General features: G+C 44.0%; 17 protein-coding genes and 1 pseudogene. 9 read left to right on the top strand and 9 right to left on the bottom strand.

Features of this window, described 5'->3' with window-relative positions:
- The 6 genes and pseudogenes from KKE17_05920 to KKE17_05895 form a co-directional block, all read left to right on the top strand.
- The coding region (locus tag KKE17_05920) for a nitrous oxide reductase accessory protein NosL (protein ID MBU1709524.1) at window positions 1–520 on the top strand (520 nt) is incomplete at its 5' end.
- A gap of 276 nt (window positions 521–796) precedes the next feature.
- Window positions 797–985: pseudogene (locus KKE17_05915) on the top strand (hypothetical protein).
- A gap of 15 nt (window positions 986–1,000) precedes the next feature.
- Entirely contained in the window at window positions 1,001–2,191 is a 1,191-nt protein-coding gene (locus KKE17_05910) for an ABC transporter permease (protein ID MBU1709523.1), read from the top strand.
- Window positions 2,192–2,195: 4 nt separating this feature from the next.
- On the top strand, window positions 2,196–2,873 hold the full coding sequence (locus KKE17_05905) for an ABC transporter ATP-binding protein (GenBank protein ID MBU1709522.1): 678 nt from the start codon (window positions 2,196–2,198) through the stop codon (window positions 2,871–2,873).
- Complete coding sequence (locus KKE17_05900; protein ID MBU1709521.1) at window positions 2,863–3,870, top strand: hypothetical protein; 1,008 nt, start codon at window positions 2,863–2,865, stop codon at window positions 3,868–3,870. Before KKE17_05905 ends, KKE17_05900 begins: the two co-directional genes overlap by 11 nt.
- A gap of 206 nt (window positions 3,871–4,076) precedes the next feature.
- The gene (locus tag KKE17_05895) at window positions 4,077–6,281 is read left to right on the top strand and encodes a PAS domain S-box protein (GenBank protein ID MBU1709520.1); all 2,205 of its coding nucleotides are present in this window, start codon (window positions 4,077–4,079) and stop codon (window positions 6,279–6,281) included.
- 170 nt (window positions 6,282–6,451) lie between these two features.
- Here the strand turns inward: KKE17_05895 and KKE17_05890 are convergent, their stop codons facing one another.
- Window positions 6,452–6,985 (bottom strand): response regulator, encoded by a 534-nt coding sequence (locus KKE17_05890; protein ID MBU1709519.1) that lies wholly within the window; start codon window positions 6,983–6,985, stop codon window positions 6,452–6,454.
- 192 nt (window positions 6,986–7,177) lie between these two features.
- Complete coding sequence (locus KKE17_05885; protein MBU1709518.1) at window positions 7,178–8,503, bottom strand: ATP-binding protein; 1,326 nt, start codon at window positions 8,501–8,503, stop codon at window positions 7,178–7,180.
- Between the two features lie 565 nt (window positions 8,504–9,068).
- Here KKE17_05885 and KKE17_05880 point away from each other — a divergent pair.
- Window positions 9,069–9,818, top strand: a complete 750-nt coding sequence (locus KKE17_05880) for a C-GCAxxG-C-C family protein (protein ID MBU1709517.1) — start codon at window positions 9,069–9,071, stop codon at window positions 9,816–9,818.
- Between the two features lie 122 nt (window positions 9,819–9,940).
- On the opposite strand, the gene KKE17_05875 is transcribed toward KKE17_05880, so the two are convergent.
- Window positions 9,941–11,167, bottom strand: a complete 1,227-nt coding sequence (locus KKE17_05875) for an HD-GYP domain-containing protein (GenBank protein MBU1709516.1) — start codon at window positions 11,165–11,167, stop codon at window positions 9,941–9,943.
- Window positions 11,168–11,351: 184 nt separating this feature from the next.
- Here KKE17_05875 and KKE17_05870 point away from each other — a divergent pair, with 184 nt between their 5' ends.
- Both KKE17_05870 and KKE17_05865 read left to right on the top strand, forming a co-directional pair.
- Complete coding sequence (locus KKE17_05870) at window positions 11,352–12,296, top strand: hypothetical protein (GenBank protein MBU1709515.1); 945 nt, start codon at window positions 11,352–11,354, stop codon at window positions 12,294–12,296.
- A gap of 192 nt (window positions 12,297–12,488) precedes the next feature.
- Complete coding sequence (locus KKE17_05865; protein ID MBU1709514.1) at window positions 12,489–13,136, top strand: MBL fold metallo-hydrolase; 648 nt, start codon at window positions 12,489–12,491, stop codon at window positions 13,134–13,136.
- Between the two features lie 203 nt (window positions 13,137–13,339).
- Here KKE17_05865 and KKE17_05860 read toward each other — a convergent pair whose 3' ends face one another.
- From KKE17_05860 to recJ, 6 genes are all read right to left on the bottom strand, one after another.
- The gene (locus KKE17_05860; GenBank protein ID MBU1709513.1) at window positions 13,340–13,864 is read right to left on the bottom strand and encodes a PilZ domain-containing protein; all 525 of its coding nucleotides are present in this window, start codon (window positions 13,862–13,864) and stop codon (window positions 13,340–13,342) included.
- 364 nt (window positions 13,865–14,228) lie between these two features.
- A complete protein-coding gene (locus KKE17_05855) occupies window positions 14,229–14,873 on the bottom strand; it encodes a histidinol phosphate phosphatase domain-containing protein (GenBank protein MBU1709512.1) in 645 nt (214 codons plus the stop codon).
- A 104-nt stretch (window positions 14,874–14,977) separates the two neighbouring features.
- Window positions 14,978–16,321, bottom strand: coding sequence for a tRNA (N6-isopentenyl adenosine(37)-C2)-methylthiotransferase MiaB (miaB, locus tag KKE17_05850; protein ID MBU1709511.1), 1,344 nt, complete (start codon window positions 16,319–16,321; stop codon window positions 14,978–14,980).
- A gap of 9 nt (window positions 16,322–16,330) precedes the next feature.
- Window positions 16,331–16,537 (bottom strand): DUF4911 domain-containing protein, encoded by a 207-nt coding sequence (locus KKE17_05845; protein ID MBU1709510.1) that lies wholly within the window; start codon window positions 16,535–16,537, stop codon window positions 16,331–16,333.
- Window positions 16,538–16,630: 93 nt separating this feature from the next.
- A complete protein-coding gene (locus KKE17_05840) occupies window positions 16,631–18,076 on the bottom strand; it encodes an adenylosuccinate lyase (protein ID MBU1709509.1) in 1,446 nt (481 codons plus the stop codon).
- 219 nt (window positions 18,077–18,295) lie between these two features.
- On the bottom strand, window positions 18,296–20,062 hold the full coding sequence (gene recJ, locus KKE17_05835; GenBank protein ID MBU1709508.1) for a single-stranded-DNA-specific exonuclease RecJ: 1,767 nt from the start codon (window positions 20,060–20,062) through the stop codon (window positions 18,296–18,298).
- Between the last annotated feature and the right edge of the window lie 5 nt (window positions 20,063–20,067).

Raw genomic sequence — 20,067 nt, 5'->3', positions numbered from 1 at the left:
GGTTGTGCTCATGAAGTCTTACACCAGAATACTCTTTCGAGTGATTGTATCTTCTCTACTAATCCTTACTTCCGTTGCAACCGGTTTGTATGCTGAGCCGGTTGACAAGATGAATATGCGGGAGCGTTGCCCTGTGTGTGGTATGTTTGTTGCTAAATTTGATAATTTTATTTCGCAGATTCACACGCAACAGGGGGTTGTTTTATTTTTTGACGGGGTCAAAGATCTGTTGGCCTATTATTTCCAGCCAGAGGCTTATGGGGGGCAGGCAAAAGATTCTTTTCCTGAAATCTGGGTCAAGGATTATTATTCATTGCACTGGCACAACGCCCGAGAGGCATTTTATGTGATTGGCAGTGATGTTTACGGGCCCATGGGGCATGAACTTATACCTTTTTCAACTCGCATGGCCGCAGAGTCTTTTCTTAAAGATCACAAAGGGGAACAAGTTTTTGCCTTTGATGAAATTACCCCCGATGTCGTTGAGACTCTTCGTTCAGGGCAGAAAATGAAACATTAAATGTTTGTCAGAATCGAACAACACTAATAATGGCCAATCACGCGAGTACTCCAAAACAAGAAGTTACCAGTGAATAGTGAATAGTGAATAGTGAAAACAACTCGTCACTATTTACTCATTACTTGTCACTTTTCTGCAAAGGAATAAGGCATGAGGCCTTCATTTATATTTTTATTTTGTCTTTTATCTCTTGCAGTGGTCGATCTCGGCCTGTATGCGCATTTCACCCATAGCCGCAAAAACCATACCCGGCAATTGGAATTTTCGACAACTGCCACATCCGCCTTGGGGCTCACCGATCTTTGTGTTTCAACAGAAGCCCGATACACCCGTCATCCTGCCGTCAGCGATCCCATGGCGCCATTCATGGACCATCCCGGCGCCATTGAACATTTTCCCACCGGGTCATACTGGGTGCCGGTCACAAGAACTATCAATAATCCGCCTATTCATCCTGTTGATTGAGAAAAGCCGTCAATGCTGAAAAAAATAATCGAAAAACAAATCAATCTGCTTGATTACTCACTGGCATCCCTGTGGCGGCGAAAATTGAAAAACATCAGTGTACTATTGGTTTTTGCCGCAGTTATATTTCTTCTTGGATCGTTGCAACTGGTCAATACCGGCCTTACCCGAGCTGCTGCGGAAAATCTTAAATATGCGCCAGAAATCACCATTCAACGAATGTCTGCCGGTCGTCAGGAAGCTATTCCCCTTTCATATATAGATGCGCTTTCAACAATTTTTGGGATCAGGACAATTGTTCCCAGGATCTGGGGCTATTATTTTGACGAATCAAAATTGGCAAACTATACGGTTATCGGCCTAGATGCTTCAAAGATGCCAATGGGTGACAAACTCGGTTTCACCCTGAAAAACGGTCGCTTTCCCGGTGCTGATGAAAGGGGAGGGGTGGTGGTCGGCAATTCGGCTCTGGATATAATGGCCCTCAAGGACAGAAAGGTGATCTCATTTTTCAGACCCGATCTGACCATAAAATCTTTGGCGATTGTCGGTGTTTTTAAAGATGAAACCGACATGCTCACCGCGGATCTCCTGGCGATGAACATTGAAGACGCCGCAGATCTGTTCAAAGTTCCTGGAGGAATGGTGACCGATTTATGCATCTATGTCTCGAATCCCAGAGAAATTAATACAATTGCCCAAAAAATTGCATCCCTGCTGCCGGATACCAGGGTAATCACCAAACCGCAGATCATGAAAACCTATCAGGTTGTTTTTGGCTGGCGGAGCGGTTTTGCGTCGGTGTGTCTGCTCACCGCCCTTGCCGCCTTTATTATTCTTGCCTGGGATAAAGCTTCAGGCCTTTCCCCGGAAGAACGGCGGGAAATCGGCATTTTGAAAATCCTTGGTTGGGAAACAAACGATATCCTGATTATCCGTTTCTGGGAAAGTTTCCTGGTTTCGATTCTCGCTTTTATTCTCGGCTGCACCATGGCATATGCCCATGTTGCTTTTTTCGATGCCGCCCTCTTCAGGCCGGTTCTTTTCGGCTGGTCGGTGATTTATCCTTCATTGAAAATACTCCCCAATGTAACTTTCAGTGATTTATTGTTGATTTTCAGCATATCCGTGCTGCCGTATCTGGCGGCAACGGTTATACCTGCCTGGCGGTGCGCGATTGTCCCCGCTGATTCAGCCATACGTTGATACGATGCTTATAGAACTTGATTCGGTAACAAAAATTTATAATCAGGGCCTGCTCAACGAGGTGAAGGCCTTAGAGAATGTCAGCCTTCGCATTGAGCCCAATACCATGACCTGTCTGCAAGGTGCGAGTGGTTCCGGCAAAAGCACCTTGCTTGCCATTATCGGCTGTGTTTTTCCGCCAACCAGCGGTAAGGCGGAAATTGCCGGCCAGGCGCTGTCCAGATTGCCGGACCGTTTCCTCACCATCCATCGTCGTCAGACCATCGGTTTCATATTTCAACAATTTAATATACTCCCCCAATTGACCGTTCTTGATAATATTACCCTGCCGCTTTTGCCTCTAGGAATATCACCTTCCGAAAGGAAAGCTCGCGCCCGAAGATTAATAGAACAGCTTTCTATTACGCATAGAGAGAATTTCCCGGCAGGCCAGATATCCGGCGGCGAACTCCAGCGAGTTGCCATTGCCCGTGCCCTTATTAATGATCCGCCGATAATTCTCGCTGATGAACCCACGGCTCATCTTGATACGAAATTGAGTGTGGAATTCATGGAAATCATGTCCGCACTGCGCGCTGCAGGCAAAACGATCATAATTGCCTCCCATGATTCTCTTATTACCGATCACCCTGATTTGAACCAAATAATTAAAATCAAGGACGGTCGTATCGATGTTTCTTAATTCCTGGAGCCTTACTCTTACATTTTGCAGTTTGATTGTTGTGTTTCTGCTGGTAATCGCCGCTGGAACCGCCATCCGGGTGATCAGATTCTGGGACCCGTCAAGTGATACTAATCGCCAGATTCGACTTGAGAGCGAAATCTGGCTGTCGTCAACCCTGGTCGCCTATGCCCTTGGTTTTCAGATTATCAGCCTGATGTTGTTTGTGCTGGCTGCCGATCATTTCTGCCAGGTGATTGTCGGCGCCATGTGTGCAACCGGTGCCTTGCTCGCCAATCCGTTCGGCATGCCTGCATTGCTGATCAAGTTGGCCGGGGTTTTTCTCTATGGATTCTGGATTGTCATCCACAAGCTCGATATTACCTCTGAAAAATATCCCCTGGTAAAGTTCAAGTATGTGTATCTTTTACTGCTCGTTCCATTTTTGTTTACCGACATCATTTTTCAAACACTGTATATCGCGGGGTTGAAGCCTGATATCATTACCTCCTGTTGCGCCGTCGTATTCAGTACTGCTGCCGATGCCGGCCCAAATCTTATGGAAAGTCTGCCCGTTGGAACGATGCTGGCGATTTTTTACGGCACTGCGGGAGTTCTGCTGGTTACCGGGGTGATGCTCAGGCGCGGTTGGCGGTTGGCGGCAGGAATATTTTACGCCGCAGGCTGGGTGTGGTTTTTCGGTTTTGCCCTGGTGATGATCATCACGGTATTTTCTTCCTACATTTATGCAATGCCATTTCATAACTGCCCATTCTGTATATTGAAGCCTGAGTTTCATTATATCGGATTTTTTATCTATGCATCGCTGATGACCGCAACATTTTTCGGCATTGTCCCGGCAATAGTGCAGATATTTTCCGGACAGCAGAGCCTGCATGATGCAATCAGTATTTTTAGAAAATATTCAATCGCAATTTCATTAGTATTCATGGCTGTTTTTTTAGTATTATCATCCTATCACTCCCTCATGTATATGATTGTCGGCGGAGAATTCTAGCCGGTATTTCTCATGAACTCTTCACAATCAATGAATAATGGCTTTAAAATGCACAAGTTTCAGATAGACTTGTCTGAGATTTGTAAAATTGGAGTGTAAAAATACAACAGCCGGCGCCTTTGGCTAATTGTTCGCCAAAGGCAAACAGATACAGCCGAATCAGTCATGACATTTGAGAATTATTTACGGATGAAAATCGAAACGGAATGAACAAGGAAGATTATATTACAAACCAGATGAATGCCTTGTTCCATATCTGGTGCAGCAGGGCCTGCTACATCGGGGCATTAATTTTCATGTCTCTGGCAATTCTTGATTATTTCAGCACGCCTGAAAATTTCACGATCTTTTTTTTCTATCGCACTGTTGTGGCTGTTTCTTTGATATCAATCGCATATGTAAATCGTACAAGCAAAAAAACGTTGGTCCATAAAATATCCGGTTTTGCCGCAATGCTGCTTGCCGCAATTGTTATCGAAATGATGATCCTTCGGTTCGGAGGTCATGTCTCACCATATTATGTCGGTCACATAATTTTATCCATGATTGTCATAGGTTTTTTCCCGGCGAGGTTATACTTCCATCTTTTGGCGCTCTTTTTGATCTATGTGATTTATCTGACGCCCCTGCTCCTGTTCGACCGCATAAATGATTATCAGACATTTGGTATTTCAAATGCCTTCATGCTGTCAACATTCATGACTTTATTGATTCTCAAATATTTTACCCAACAATCTCTCATGAGTGAGCTGAGCATGAGATTTGAGATGGAACAGTACAACGACCAGCTTGAACATCAGGTAAAAGACCGAACTGTAGAATATTCCGATATGATTCAGCTTCTGGAAGGAAACATCTCTAATCGAATCAAATCGGAACAGGCACTTAAAGAAAGCGAGATTCGCTTCAGGCGCCTTTTTGAGGACTCACTTGATTCGATAATTCTCTATGATTTTGATGGGAATATTCTTGACGCAAATCATGCGGCCCAGGAGTTGATCGGTCATCCCCATGAAACTTTGATCACCTTGAATATCAGAGACATTCTCCCGCAGCAGGCAATCTTAAAACGAATCACCGAAGTCCGGAAAAGTGTCGAAGATGGCAAGGTCCATATGGAAACAGTGGTTACGCAAGCTAACGGTGTCTTATTGACCGTAGACCTCCGAAGCAAAATAATTGAAGCAGAAAAAGGAATAATTCAGGCGATTATCCGGGATATTACCCAGAAAAAGCAAACCGAAGCCCAACTCCGACAAGTTCAGAAAATGGAGGCCATCGGGACTCTAGCCGGAGGAATTGCTCATGATTTCAATAACATTCTCGGGGCTATTCTGGGGTTTGGAGATCTTATTTGTGAAGATGTAGATGAAGACAGTCAGGTATACTCTGATGTCAATCAGATTATCGCAGCCGGCAACAGGGCCAAGGATCTCGTAAAACAAATTCTCACCTTCAGCAGACATGGAGATCAGAAAAAGCTCTCCGTTGAAGTCCATTTGATTATCGAAGAAGCGATTAAAATGCTTCGCGCAACTCTTCCCTCAACAATTTCCATAAAGCATGATATTGATCCTGCCTGTGGTAATATTTATGCCGATCCCACCCAAATTCACCAGATAATCATCAACCTGAGCACCAATGCATATCATGCGATGCGCGAGCACGGCGGCAAATTGTCGATCAAATTGTCCATTGTTGACAAAGTTGAGGAGGCAGGCGGAGTTGCACCCATATCAGATAGCGGTTTTGTTCTGCTTACGGTTCAGGATAATGGCGCCGGCATAGATCCTGTGATTCTGCCTCGTATTTTCGAGCCGTATTTCACCACCAAGGCACCGGGTTTGGGAACCGGCATGGGGCTTGCTGTTGTACATGGTATCGTGAAAAAACATGAAGGGGTTATCCACGTTGAAAGCAAATTTGGGCGAGGGACGTTAGTCAAGGTGTATCTGCCGCGCCTTCTTGATAAAGTTGATGAATCACTTGAGATTGACATTGAACCAATTAAAGGCAACGGCGAGCGAATACTCCTGGTGGATGATGAAATACCGCTTCTCGAGATGCGGAAAAGAGGGCTTGAAAGTCTGGGGTATGAAGTCAATATTTTTAATAACCCATTGGAAGCTTTGAATGAATTCAAACAGCGATCATTTTTTTATGATCTGGTAATTACCGACCAGACCATGCCGATTATTACCGGGGTTGAAATGGCTAACGCCATCAAGACGATGAGGCCGGGTCTGCCCGTCCTGCTTATTACCGGGAACGCGGAAATCCTGGATACTATTGTTCCCGAAGATTTCGGCATCAAGGAGGTTTTGATCAAACCCATTGATCTGAAGGACTTATCAATGGTAATCCGAAATATCCTTAATAACGGCAGGCGCACCCTGTCTTCTGTTTCCTAGCCTCCCGCATTGTATATGGCCATCTCAGTGTTTGAGCATCATTTGTTCCGCAGATTTATGTCGTTTTTCTGAAGTCGAATATCGGAGCTGGAAAGTTGGCAAAGATAAAACATATTCAGGTTGTTATTAAGTGGGAAAAGGGAAATAATTTGTTGCGGAGATTTTACAAATCAATCATTCGGCGCGTATTTATATAATTTGCGTTGAAGAGTTCTCCTGTGGAGTCCGAGTTTTTTGGCGGCGGCTGAGATATTACCATCACAGTCAGCCAGCACTCTGTTTATGTGTTCCCATTCGACACGGGCAAGGGAAGGGGGGGGAAAATCAGTGTTGCTTACATCCGGTGCAAGATCTGGGTCCTTGGTGAAAGCATGAAGGATATCATCAACATCAGCAGGTTTTGAAAGATAGTTGACAGCGCCAAGTTTAACGGCATCGGTTGCCGTTGAAATGCTGCCATATCCGGTGAGAACGACAATTTTTAAATCAGGGTGGATTTTCAGTCCATCCTTAATTACTTCAAGACCTGATTTTCCGGGCATCTTCAGGTCTATGACAGCCATTGCAGGTTTATGCACCTTAATGGCCACCAGCGCATCAACATAATCGGCAGCGGCATACACCGTGTAGCCGCGTTTGGTGAACGCCTGCTCAAGCCGTTCCCTGAAGAAATCTTCATCATCAACAAGTAGAATTGTTTCCATGACTGTACAAAATCCTGATTATTTTTTTAAACAGCACCACAAGTCAGATCCATTCTGTATTTTACCTCGGTGGTCTGCTTAACAGAGCTGCATCGGTGCTCCGGCAGTCTCACTTTGGTTCCTGACCTGAACAAGTGTCACGAATTCGTATCGCAATGTATATTTCTGACTTTAGGTTCTGAGCTATTACAATTATAAAGGGTCTAATTTATTCAAGGCAAGTTTTAATACCGCTTTTGTTCCTTTGTTTTTTTGCGAATAAATTTCAACGCTGCCGCCGAGACGTTCGGCCACAAGTTTTGTCAGGAAAAGTCCCAACCCCATCCCCTTGCCGGTTTCTTTGGTAGTAAAAAAAGGTTCTGTGGCTTTGGCAATAATCTCCTGATCCATGCCTACTCCTTGGTCTTCTACTTCAAAATAGAGATATACTGCATCCCGTCTGCTCGTAAGAATTATCGAAGAGTTGTCCTCTGCGGCATCAAGTGCGTTCTTCAGGAGCCCTTTAATGGTACGAATGAGGGTTCGTTGGGGGAAATGGAACAGGGCATTCATCGTCTGGTTATGATACACAATTCTCTCACGAATCTTGTCAGGGAATTGCATCAAAATGTTATTGATCAGTTTGTCGGTGGATGATTCTTCAAGGGCTTCTCCAAGGGGATTACCAGCATCCGCAGCCAGATGATAGAGTATTTCCTTACATCGATCAACCTGCGATCTGATAAGTTTTGTATCATCGATAAGTTCTTGATCCCCCTGATTATTCTTCAGATGATGAAGCATTTCTCCTGCAGCAACAGCTATGGTTGACAATGGAGTTGAAAACTCATGCGCTGCTCCTGCGGATAAAGTCGCCAGGGCCGCAAGTTTTTCATTCTTGTTTTTTTCTTCCCTCAGCCTGGCGATTGTTTCCTGATGTTCATCAAGGGCTTTTTGAGTCTTACCGACAAAAAAAACTATAAACAGGGCGGTTACCGCAAAGGCTACCCACATCCCCTGGAGATGCAGGGTCATATCATGGCTGACCAGAGCCGGATCATGGCATAATTCTCCGGTTACTTCCGGATTGTGTAGAAAATGGAGTGATGCGGGAATGTAAAATACACTTGCATAGCAAAGAATAGCAAAAACTGTGAGCGCCCATGACCAGCGTGCCTTCATGAGAATTGAGCCCAGAGCGACGTGCACCAGATAGAGAAACGTAAAAGGATTCATCGGGCCGCCGGTCTGGGAAAGCAAAACGGTCAAAAGGATTATGTCCAGAAACATCACAACGCCGGTGAGCCAATCGGAAATAACTGATTTTTTCTGTATCAAAAAATAAAAGAAAAGGTTGGATCCGGCGCCAAAAAGAATGAGTGCCGCAACAGTTGGAATCGGGATGTTGATTTCAAAGAATATATAAACGAGAAAAATGATCAGCGCCTGACCTGCTAAAGCTCCCCATCGAAGATGCAATAACCATGAAAATGCGATACGGGAGGGTGATTGTGATTCTGTCAGAAAGGATGTGGTCATGGTTTAAATATTCTCAAGGGGATAACTTCGTTGCTCGAAGCTTCAAATTCTTTGCAGGGAAGAATTTTTTCAACAAGTTTTTCAAGAAAAACATATTCATTTCCTGAATATGTAAATTGATACTGCCGCGGTAATAAGGGGTTGATCATGTAAAAAACAAGATTATTAATAGCCCGGAAGTCCCGTGTTATCAAACAAATTCTTATTATTTGAACATCCCTGCGACAATTTGCCACATTCACTGAATCGCCATGGATGTGATAGGTGATAGCTTACTTTCTTTTTTCCCACCTGCACCAGGTTTCTCTTCCCCGTTTAACTTGTTGCAGGCAAAGTCGGTGTTCTTCACCACTCCCTAAGTTCCTTCCCCCGGGGTGGTGAAGAACCCCCATACATGATAACTCGGAATATACGAGTTTTTTAACAAGACCAACGAGTCATCCCGGTAACTTGGAATCGAGGTGTGGAGATTTTCCTGACGCGGGGAACTTAATTGCCACTTAGGATTTCCGGGAATCATTATTTCGGAAAGAATATAAATTCATACTTTGGAGGTGAACCAGAAATGAGTGAAAAGCAATGCGATCTTTCCAGAAGGGAAGCACTGATTGGGGCGGGGAAGCTTGCGGTTGGTGCCGCAGTTCTGACTCTTGGAACTTCCGGAGTCGTCACGACTGTTTTAGCAAATAAGCCGGCGACTTTCCCGTGGGGATACAAAAAGATTGATCCGCAGGAAGCAGGCAATATCGCCTATGAAAACTGGTATAAAGGGTTTTGTTGTTTTGCCGTAGTCAGCGGGATTCTGCAACCGTTACAAAGGGAAATTGGTGAACCCTATTCCTCTCTGCCTTTAATGGCTTTTAAATGGGGACACGGCGGTGCTGTCGGCTGGGGAACTCTCTGCGGTTCATTAAATGGAGCAGGCATTGCTACAGGACTTATTGGCGGTCACGACACCGAACCGATATTAAATGACGTTATTGCATGGTATACGGAAACCCAGTTGCCGATTTATAAACCGAAACAGCCCAAAGCACAGTTTAAAAGCGTTAATGCCAGCGCCTCACCGCTTTGTCATATATCCGTGGGCAAATGGATGAAAAAAGAAGGCGTAAGCTTTGCCAGTCCTCAGAGAAAAGACAGATGCGCCAGGTTGTCGGCGGATATTGCAATGAAAACCGTCACTCTTCTTAATGACTGGAAGGATGGTAAGTATAAGCCAACACATGGCAGTAATGTCAAAGAATATGGCATTACTTCACAAGAAAACTGCATGGAATGCCACGGTGACGATGTGCCTTCACCAAAGATATGATGTTAATCTGAAAATTTGACTAAAAGGCAAACAGCCGGGGAGGAGAGAATTCTTCCCGGCTGTTTTTTTTGGTCAACATCAACAAACGGTGCACACAGGGCTTCAAGGAAAACTTGACTGAATTATCTTTCGAGCCCAAGCATTTTAAAGGGATCGATGTTAAAGCGTCTGGCGGATTCGTAACTGATTATTTTGTCAGCACCGCCTTTGCCGAAAGGTTTGTCAAGATTGATAGTTCGAGGTGAGACCGGCCAATTCTTCTTTTTGTTATAAACCACGGAAACAACCGGTTTGAGCAGGTGTTCGGTTGAGTCGATTACCACGCCGATCATGCCGCTTTCAAGTTCAACCACCGTGCCCACCGGATAGATGCCGATGTGTTTAATGAATCGATGCGCAAGCATTTCATCAAAATGATATTTGCTCCATTCATACAAGCGACGAAGGCCGTCAACAGGATCAAGACCGTTTCGATAGCAACGCCGCGAGGTGATTGCGTCAAAAACATCAACTATTGCCGCCATCTGACCGCCGAGACAAATGTCATCGCCTTTCAATCCCTGTGGGTAGCCGTTGCCGTCAATGCGTTCGTGGTGCTGGAGTGCAACGAGAGCAGCTCTCTTAGGGATTTTTTTTGTGCCGCTGAGAATATCTCCACAGAACTGAACATGTTTCTTTATTTCGGCAAATTCTAGGTCCGAGAGTTTGCCTGGCTTATTGAGTATTTGAACAGGGATCTTCATTTTGCCGATATCGTGCAGAAGCGACCCCAGACCTATTTCATGGGTGCGTTGTTTGCTCAAACCGAGATGTTTGCTAAAAGACATCATGAGAGCGCCGACTCCCACGGAATGATTAAAAGTGTAATTGTCCTTATTGCGCAGACGAAGAAGAAGGACAAGAGCGTCTTTATTGCGGGAAATTGATTCGTCGATTTTTCTTACAAGCACATGCGCTTGATCCGGTTCAAGGTTTTTACCCTGCCTGATTCGGGCCATTATGGTACGGACGACTTTCGTTGCTTCCCGTTTTATTGACGTTGCTTGGGTAATTTCTTCCTGCAATGGAATATGGTTGATGGCTTCCGAAACATCGTCATTTACCATTGTTCTGATTTCTTGATCTATCTGGCGTTTATGTTCGGCTTCCGATGGAGCATCTTCAATATCACGACCTTTTTCTGTATCAATGAATACCTCTCGAATCCCGAAGTAGCGAAGTTTTTCCAAGGCTTTTTCACTGGTGATAAGTTTGCTGTTAAACAGAAAGGGATGCCCCATCCATCCGCAGTCAAAGCCTTTTATAAAGACCCCGGGCGCAAGTTGTTCAACTTTGACTTTTTTTATCATAGTTTTTTGGATCCAGAATTATTACATTCATGGATAGAGTCAGGGTGAATACGGTATATTGCTGTTAATCCATTACAATATATATAAGCCTAGTAAGAAATAGTATTCTTTTCAAGAAGATAACCATTTATTCAGCCCAGAGCGTTCTTGCCCCGAAAGAGGAGCTGGGTTATTCTGATTACATATGAGTATTCTTGCTGATTTCAATACATTTTCCCTGTCACTGCTTATGAGCCTGCTGGTTATATTACAGATGACTTCAATAACCGCCGGAGCAGAAGAAGCGGAAAAGACTGAAACCGTATCTTTTGAGTATGAGCTTGACGCCTATTATTCAAATGTCGGCCTCTATGTCAGTCTGACCGATAAGCCCATAGCATTTGCCGGTGAGAAAAGTGAGTTCCAGATTTACCGGGATCTGTTTTACAGTTCCTATGTGCCAAGATTTGCAGTTGTTGAAGCAAGTGTCAATCCTTTGCCTTGCCTGGGGTTGTTTATCAAAAATAATTATGAGGATTTTTATGATGATGCTGAGGCATCAAGCGATATTAATCTGATCCAGGCAGTAACCGCAGGCTTTGAAGAACCGTATGCCTTTTCGATTTTTCTGGGGAATGTCATAAGTTTCCGCAAGCCGGGTGAGACAGGGCTTGTCCCTAATAAAGGATATATGGGCTATCTGATCAGCGCCGGCAATTACCATATCAAGGATAATGATGCAATCAGCGATAACTGGCTGGAGCTCGAGTGGAAAATCAAAGGGGATCGCAAGGTTGAGAAACAGCGTCTCAGCTGGAGTTTCCGGGTTGGCGGCAAGATGCACGGCAATCAATATATTACGGATGTTTTTTATGTATCCCTGCGCAGGAGCCGCATAGATTATGAGGCTTCATGGCTTTCACTGATGCAGAACAGCGGTTTTGAATTTACCCTGAAGTTTGATGCGGCAGAGATGAATCTTGTTCAGAATACCTTTTTTGTCAGCAAGAAATGGCCGATGCAAAAAGTTGCCGCACTCACTATCGACATCGGATATATATGGGAAGCAAATCGCAAATATTCAGGATATCTTCGTGATGATGAAAAAAACGATCTGTCCTTTATTATGCGTCCGAATATTGAATTTTGATGGTTTAGCAAAAAAAACACTGTTAAAAAAAACATAATAAATTCAAATAGATCCTTGAGTGATACCTGCCGGGCGAGTGTTTTCTGGGATCTCGCTGGGTTCGCTTTCCATGGGGTCTCGTGAATTTTGTACCCCGTTGCTTGCTCGATTATCAACAAGATCGAAACGTTAATTTTCTGGAACAGCCCTGAAATGTATAACAGACTCTCCGTTGGCAATTTAGAAATTTACTGGTTAAACGGCGGCGAATTCATGCTTGACGGTGGCACGATGTTCGGTGCAGTTCCCAAAGTGCTCTGGGAAAAGAAAATCCCCGCTGTTTCGGCAAATAATATTTTGATGCTCAACGCCGTTTTGCTCATCAAATCCCCTGATGCCTTGATCCTTGTCGATACCGGGCTCGGTAACAAACTTTCGGAAAAACAGAAAAATATTTATGAAGTGACCTGCGACTGGAATATCCCGGCAGAGCTTGAAAAACTTGGGCTTGACAGTACTGCGATTGATTATGTCGTACTCACCCACTGTGATTTTGACCATGCAGGAGGGGTGGAAATGTTTGATCCGGATGGCAGGCAGAGGCTTTCTTTTGCAAATGCCCGGTATCTGGTTCAAAAAGATGAATGGTATGATGTTCTGCACCCAAATAGCCGGGCATCGCACAGCTACTGGGATATTAATTTCAAGAATCTGGTCAACTCGGAAAACCTGCAGATTAAGGAAAAATATATTGCCGATTATCGAGATAAGAATTGCTGGTTTACTTTTTATCATGATCCGGATGTGCTGGCCTGCCGTTTTGATAAGGCGGGCAGGATTATCGAAAAAGTTACAACCTGATTAACAGGTGAAAACACGAAAGCCTGATAAGGGAACTTTGCATGACCATCGGTTTGATATCCTATAACCTTTTATCACTGGCACAGGGCAGGGTTGGAGAGAAGTCATGGCTGATTCCATTCCTGTTGGGCACTGCTTCTTCTGCGATAGTTTTTTCTGATGAATTGATAAAGTTTGCCGCTGCTAATGAAATATGCCGGGTCCTAGGAAAGGATATAGAAGGCAAGATCTTTATCCTGCAGGTCGTGGAGATATATTTCACAGCCCATATAATTATCTTCCACAGAGCGAACAGTGTAGATCTTTTCCATGATGGTTGCCGAAGAATTATCCAGGGTAAAAATGATTTCCAAGAGATCGCCGACTTTAATTGTATGGCTATAATTTGATGTAAGACCGATACCGTCAACGGAAAGATTCTTTATTTTACAGTTTGAATGCTGATTGGCGATGGAAGCCAGGTCCCAGCTGGTTTTACTCCTGCGTGATGAGTCCTGGGCCATAAGGGGATCGATTTTTTCAAAATGACCGTCCAGAGAGGCGTTCTTGCGGGTTTTCTTGCGGTACTCGAATTCCACGTCAAAAGCATGTTTGCAGGAACATATTATACGAATTTTATGTTCCCCTTTAATCTTTTCACCAGGAATAATCTTATGGTCCATGCAGTAAGGACAGCTCAACCGGATATCTCCGAGTTTGCGAATGAAAATTTTGAGCGTGTCACCCATTTTTGAACGTTTCCCTTTAACTTACTATTGATAGTATCAGGATTATTTCTTGAACCTCTTGATACGTTTTTTTATCTGATGGTTGGGAAAAAAAGAAATCCGGACTTAGCACATCAAATGCGTGATTTTATCGTAGCGGAGAAATAACCTGAGGTATATTTAAATTTTTCATGCAACGTCTTGTTTTAAATCTGGAAATTCATAGCAAAGCGTTTAGAGCCTTTAGATATATTTCCGTCGTTAGAAGTATTGCGTTTATCTGCCGTGGAAAGTTTCCAACTATGATGACTTCGTAAAAAGTCCAAGACTGAATTATCGCTCCTAATGATCTCAAGAAGTTAGAAGCGGTATACGCGTCCGACCGTTATAACGCCGCTACAAAAGCCGACATGTCCTTTCTGATTTTTTCATACATCTGAGGAGATAATCCGGCGCCGAGGGCGACGATGCGTGCTTTTTCATCCGTAAGAAAATCGCCGGGGCCGTGGGCGTCGGCATTGACCATGAGGGCTGCCCCGGCTTTAAGTGCTGTTTGAGCAACGTGCCCGTTGGTAATGGAATGACCTTTGCGGCCGCTGAGCTCAAGGTAAATCCCTTTTTTGGCGGCAAGGGTTGCTTCTTCAATGGTTATAAATCCTGGGTGGGCGAGGATATCAACCCCTGATTCAATTGCAGCCCTGTTGGTACCCGGTGTCACGGGTTCTACTGCGGTTTCTCCATGACCCACGACAATCAGCGCCCCGAGTTCTCTTGCCTTGCGAACAAGCTCCGCAAACATACCTGGTGGCACATGGGTGAGTTCAATTCCAGGAATAAGTCTGGTTGTTGAATACCTGTTAAGATCATTGGCCGCCCGGACGATTCGTGGAATGATGAAATCCATGTTGGATGAGTCGGCATGATCGGTAATGGCTATGGCTTCATAACCAAGAACCTCGACTCTTCTCAGGTGTTCGGCTGGAACAAGTTCACCGTCGCTAAAAAAAGTATGGGTATGAAGATCAATCATCGTATCGTCCTTTAATTCTGTTGATTTTTTTAATGAATTGATTATCTGCCGACAGGATCGGGCGTCATTTTGAATTTAGTAAATGTTAAACAGTTAACAAGGATTTATCCATTAAAATCATTTGTCTGTTTTCCCTGGAGAGAATTCTGGCAGGTTTCGGTAATAATCACAGTGATGATTTGTCCTGCCTGAAGATCAGGATTTCCGTCAAAGTTCACAATATGATTGGTCATGGTTCGGCCGGTCCATTGCCCATCTGAGGCTTTACTAGTTCCCTCGATCATGATCTTCATTTTTCTGCCGATGTATTGGCGATGTCGTTCCAGGTTGATTTCATCCTGGCGGGATTTAAGTCTTGCAAGCCGGGAAGTTTTCTCATTTTCAGGGACTTTCTCTGAAAAAGATGCGGATTTGGTATGAGGCCGGTCTGAATATTTAAAAGAAAAAGCCCCATGGTAGCGAACAGATTCAAGTAATTGCATGGTGGCTTCAAAATCTTCGTCTTTTTCACCCGGAAACCCAACAATGATATCCGTGGTTATGGCTATCTCCGGATTATATTTCCGAAGTTCAGAGACTTTATCAAGATATTTCTCAATGGTATATTTTCTGTTCATTTGTTTGAGGATTGTGTTTGACCCGGATTGAACAGGTAGATGCAGATGTGGGCAGAGTGTTTTAATTTCCTGAAAACAGCGCATAAGATCTTCTGAAAGGTCTTTGGGATGAGAGGTTGTAAAGCGGATACGTTCAAGCCCTTTTACTTCAGAAGCAGCTCGCAAGAGATCAGGAAAGGTTATGTCTTGCTCGTTGGGACGATCCAATCCATAGGAATTGACGTTTTGTCCGAGCAGGGTAATCTCTTTAATCCCGTTATCAATCAAATGTTTTATTTCATTAATTATATCATCTTTTTTGCGACTTACTTCACGGCCGCGGGTGAACGGCACTACGCAATAGGTGCAGAAATTATTGCAACCCTGCATGATGGTGACAAACCGTTTGAATGTTGACTGGTTCTTCATATTCGGCAGAAACGGCGGAATAACAAAAGAATTGGAAAGGTTGGTCGCAATTTGTTTTTTAGGGGTTTGATCGGATGCTTTTTCCAAAAGTTCCGGCAGCCGGTAAATGTTTTGAGGCCCGATAATCAGGTCAACATGGGGCATTCGTTTGAGCATACCGGCTCCGTCCTGCTGCGCAACGCATCCGGCAACTGCAACCAGCAGAGATGGTCGGGCCACCTTCATTTTTTTAAGGGTCCCGAGGAGACTGTAAGCCTTTTGTTCTGCTTTTTCCCGCACGCTGCAAGTGTTTACCAATACAAGGTCTGCATCCGTGATGGTAAAGGTTTCGATATAACCGGAGGAAACAAGAAGTTGCGACATGATTTCAGAATCACGTTCATTCATCTGGCAGCCAAAGGTTTCAATGTAAACTCGTTTCATGAAAAATTCTTACAGGTTGGGATTTCTTGATTGATTGAAAAGGGTAGGGGCGATGTCTTCCAGGAGTCCAAACAAAACTTGTGATGCGGATTCCGGAAATCGAATTTCGACGACGCCTGCATGTTGGTCCAGGGTTGAAAGTATGGCCAGGCCGTCATATCCTTCGAGTATAAACCGCAGAAAATATATTCTTTCCGGGGCTATTCGTAATGGAATTCGGTGCCAGACAGGAAGTGTTTTTGCCAATTGAAACCTGCTTCATTATTTTAAAAAGAACAAGAGATATCATGCGTCACAAGCAGGCGTGGTTCACACGGAGAGTTGAGAATCCAGCCCACCGAGAAGTTCTTTGTATTTATTCAGTCTCGGTTCCACCACCTCGTTGAGGAAATCTTCGGTTTGTTCCACGGCTCTACCCACAAAGCTGTTGGTATTAGAGACAATCATTTTATGTAAATCGTATTTATCAAAAGGAATAAGCGGGTCCTTGGCAAGACGGTTCAATAAATCATTATCAAGGCCTTTTTCCTTTACGGCTCTGCCGGCATCAATGGAATGTTTATTTATTACCTCATGCATTTCCTGTCTGCTCTTACCTGCCTCAACGCATGCCATGAGTATTTTTTCAGTTGCCATGAAAGGTAATTCCTGGGCGATGTAGCGTTCAATTTGTTTCGGAAAAACAACCATATCGCTTGTAATGTTAAGAAACAGCTTTAGTATGGCATCGGTGAGCAGGAAGCATTGTGGGATATCCATTCGTCGTATGGCGGAATCGTCTAATGTGCGTTCAAACCATTGATTGGAATAGGTTGCGTCAAAGTTTGCTACCAGGCCTGAAAGTTTACGGGAAAGGGCGGTCATCCTTTCGGATCGCATGGGGTTGCGTTTATATGCCATTGCCGAACTGCCGACCTGACCTTGTGCAAACGGTTCTTCCTGGACTTTAAGGTTTGAAAGCAGGCGAAGGTCAACGGCAAATTTATGGGCGGTGGCGCCAATGCCAGCAAGGGTTTCAGCGGTTTTCATGTCAAGCTTACGGGTATAGGTCTGGCCGGTCACGTCAAAGACCTTGTCGAATCCGAGTTTTTCTGCAACGAGATTGTCGAGTTTTCTGACTTTTTCATGGTCGCCCTTGAATAATTCTAGAAAAGAGGCCTGGGTGCCGACAGTTCCTTTGGCTCCACGGGCCTTAATCTGCTTTTCGAGATTTTCCAGATAATCAAGGTCTATAAGCAAGTCCTGGATATACAAAGTGTTTCTTTTGCCAACGGTAGTTGGTTGAGCTGGCTGGTAGTGGGTGTAGCCAAGGGTTGCCAAGGCCTTATGGGTTGCGGCAAAACGGCTGAGGTTGGCAATGACGTTTACCAGCATTTTTTTGATAATTGCCAGGGCTTTTTTCTGGAGAATGAGATCGGTGTTGCAGCCGACAAACTGAGAGGTTGCCCCCAGGTGAATTATGGGTTCGGCGAGTGGACATTTAACCCCGAAAGTATAAACATGGGCCATTACGTCATGGCGTATTTCTTTTTCCTTTTGCGATGCCAGCTCAAAATCGATGTCAGAAATGTTTGCCTTCATCTGCTGAACCATTTCAGGTGTGACCATGGAAAGCCCAAGTTCGCATTGAGCTTCAGCCAGGGCTATCCAGCATTTTCTCCATGTTTCAATTTTTGTCTGTTCGGAAAAAAGTCCCTGCATTTCAGGGCTGGTGTAGCGACTTACTAGTGGCTCTTGATAAATGGTTCGATTCATTCGCATTCTCCAGGGGCTTAATTCAGAAAATTAGTAATTGAATTGGAATTATCGCTTGCAGAAGTGGTTTACGATTTTGTGGATTTGCTATACCAAAAAAGCTCTGAAATTGCTCGGTTAAAGATTTACACAAAACCTGAGATTTCACCTCAATTGTTCGATCATTATCGTAATGTCGCATAATGTATATTATGTATAGTTAAATAAATATAAATAAAATCAAGGTGTTGAGTTGGTGATGATGTCGATTGCCCGTATCTCCCACTTGCGGATTCCTCGAAAAGTATTGGGCCGTAAACAATATGCCAACCGGGAAAACTTTTTTGGTAATGTTTCATTGAGACTGCCAATGCCAAAACCAAAGGCTTTATACTGTCGATTATTTTCGTTAATTGAAAATTGCAGACTGTCAGCGCCTACCTTCCGTGTATCGGCAATTGTTACATTCTTATTTGTCATAAACACCGGTTCTTCATTTCCCAGCCCAAACGGCTCAATTTTTTTATACAATTCAATAAAACCTGTGTGCATTACCTCTGCAATATCTACCTGGTTGTCAATCAAGAGCCTCGGGTTTTGTATTTCCTCATCATTTAAATGAGCAACTACTGCCTCTTCGAATAAATTTTCTAATAATAGTATATTGTTAGCTGAAACAGAAAGACCAACGGCTGATTCATGCCCCCCGAATTTATGCAATATTTCTGTGCAACCCAGGAGTGTTTTGTATAAGTTTAATCCCTCTATTGACCTTCCTGATCCCTTTATCATTCCACCGGAATCACTTAATACAATTGTCGGTCGATTGTATTTATTAACAATTTGTGATGCAACAATCCCCAAAACCCCGTTATGCCAGTCTGGATCATACAAAACCAGAGAACTGTGCCCTTTTGATATTTTTTTATCGGCCATTGCAATTGCTCTACTGGTTATCTCATTAACTATTGCCTTTCTTTCCGTGTTGATTTGGTCCAATTCTATTGCCAGAATTTCGGCCTCATAAATGTCATCACTGGTCAGCAGATCAAAAGCAATCTGAGCATTTTTAAGTCTGCCGGCTGCATTGATTCGGGGACAGACCTGAAAGGAAATATCCTCGGAAGTTATCTGGGTATTGGCGCCGCATGATTTTTCTAAGAGAATTTTAACTCCAACCCCTACGGGTTTTGCGAGTATTTCAAGCCCTGCTTTTGCAAGAATTCTATTGGTGCCGATGAGCGGAACCATATCCGCGATTGTTCCAATGGCGACCAGATCAAGGTATTTTTTAAGATTAGTGGCTTCTATTCGGTTTCCATTCCAGAAACCTTTTTCGTGGAGTCTGTTACGGACTCCCATTGCAAGATAAAATGCAATACCCACTCCGGCGAGATGTTTGAACGGAAACGTGCACCCCGCCTGCAATGGATTAATCACAACGTCTGCATCCGGGAGTTTTCCAGGCGGTTGATGGTGGTCGGTTATGATCACCGTAAATCCCATTTGTTTTGCGGCAAGAACCTCCTCGGAGTTTGCGATGCCGCAGTCAACTGAAATGAGAACCGGGCTGCTGCACCCTTTCTTGAGACTTTCATTATAGAGATTTTGTAGTGAATCTTTGTTGAGGCCGTATCCGTGTAAATTTCTGTCCGGGAGAAATGTTAAAACATCGAGATTGATTTCACGAAAAAAAAGAGACAAAACTGCTGTTGCAGTGACCCCGTCAGCATCATAATCGCCTGAAATGCAGACAATGCGTGCTTCTTCCAGGGCCTGTATGATGATTTCTGATGCTTCGGCCATGCCTTTCATTAAAAATGGCGAAGGGAGATGGGCGAGCTGCGGTTCGAGAAAGGATTCAATTTCTTCCGGAGTGGTCAATCCTCGATTAAAAAGAATAGCGAGTATGGTTTCCGGGATATTGGTATTTTCTGCAAGAATTCTGAATTTATCCAGATCGTATTCTTTTTGCTTCCATACTTTATTGAAAAAACTTGTTTTCATGTTAT

It is taken from the genome of Pseudomonadota bacterium (assembly GCA_018823135.1).
In the GTDB taxonomy this organism is placed as follows: Bacteria; Desulfobacterota; Desulfobulbia; order Desulfobulbales; family CALZHT01; genus JAHJJF01.
The sequence above is the reverse complement of the archived record's forward strand: the minus strand, read 5'-3'. Positions and strand labels throughout refer to the sequence as shown.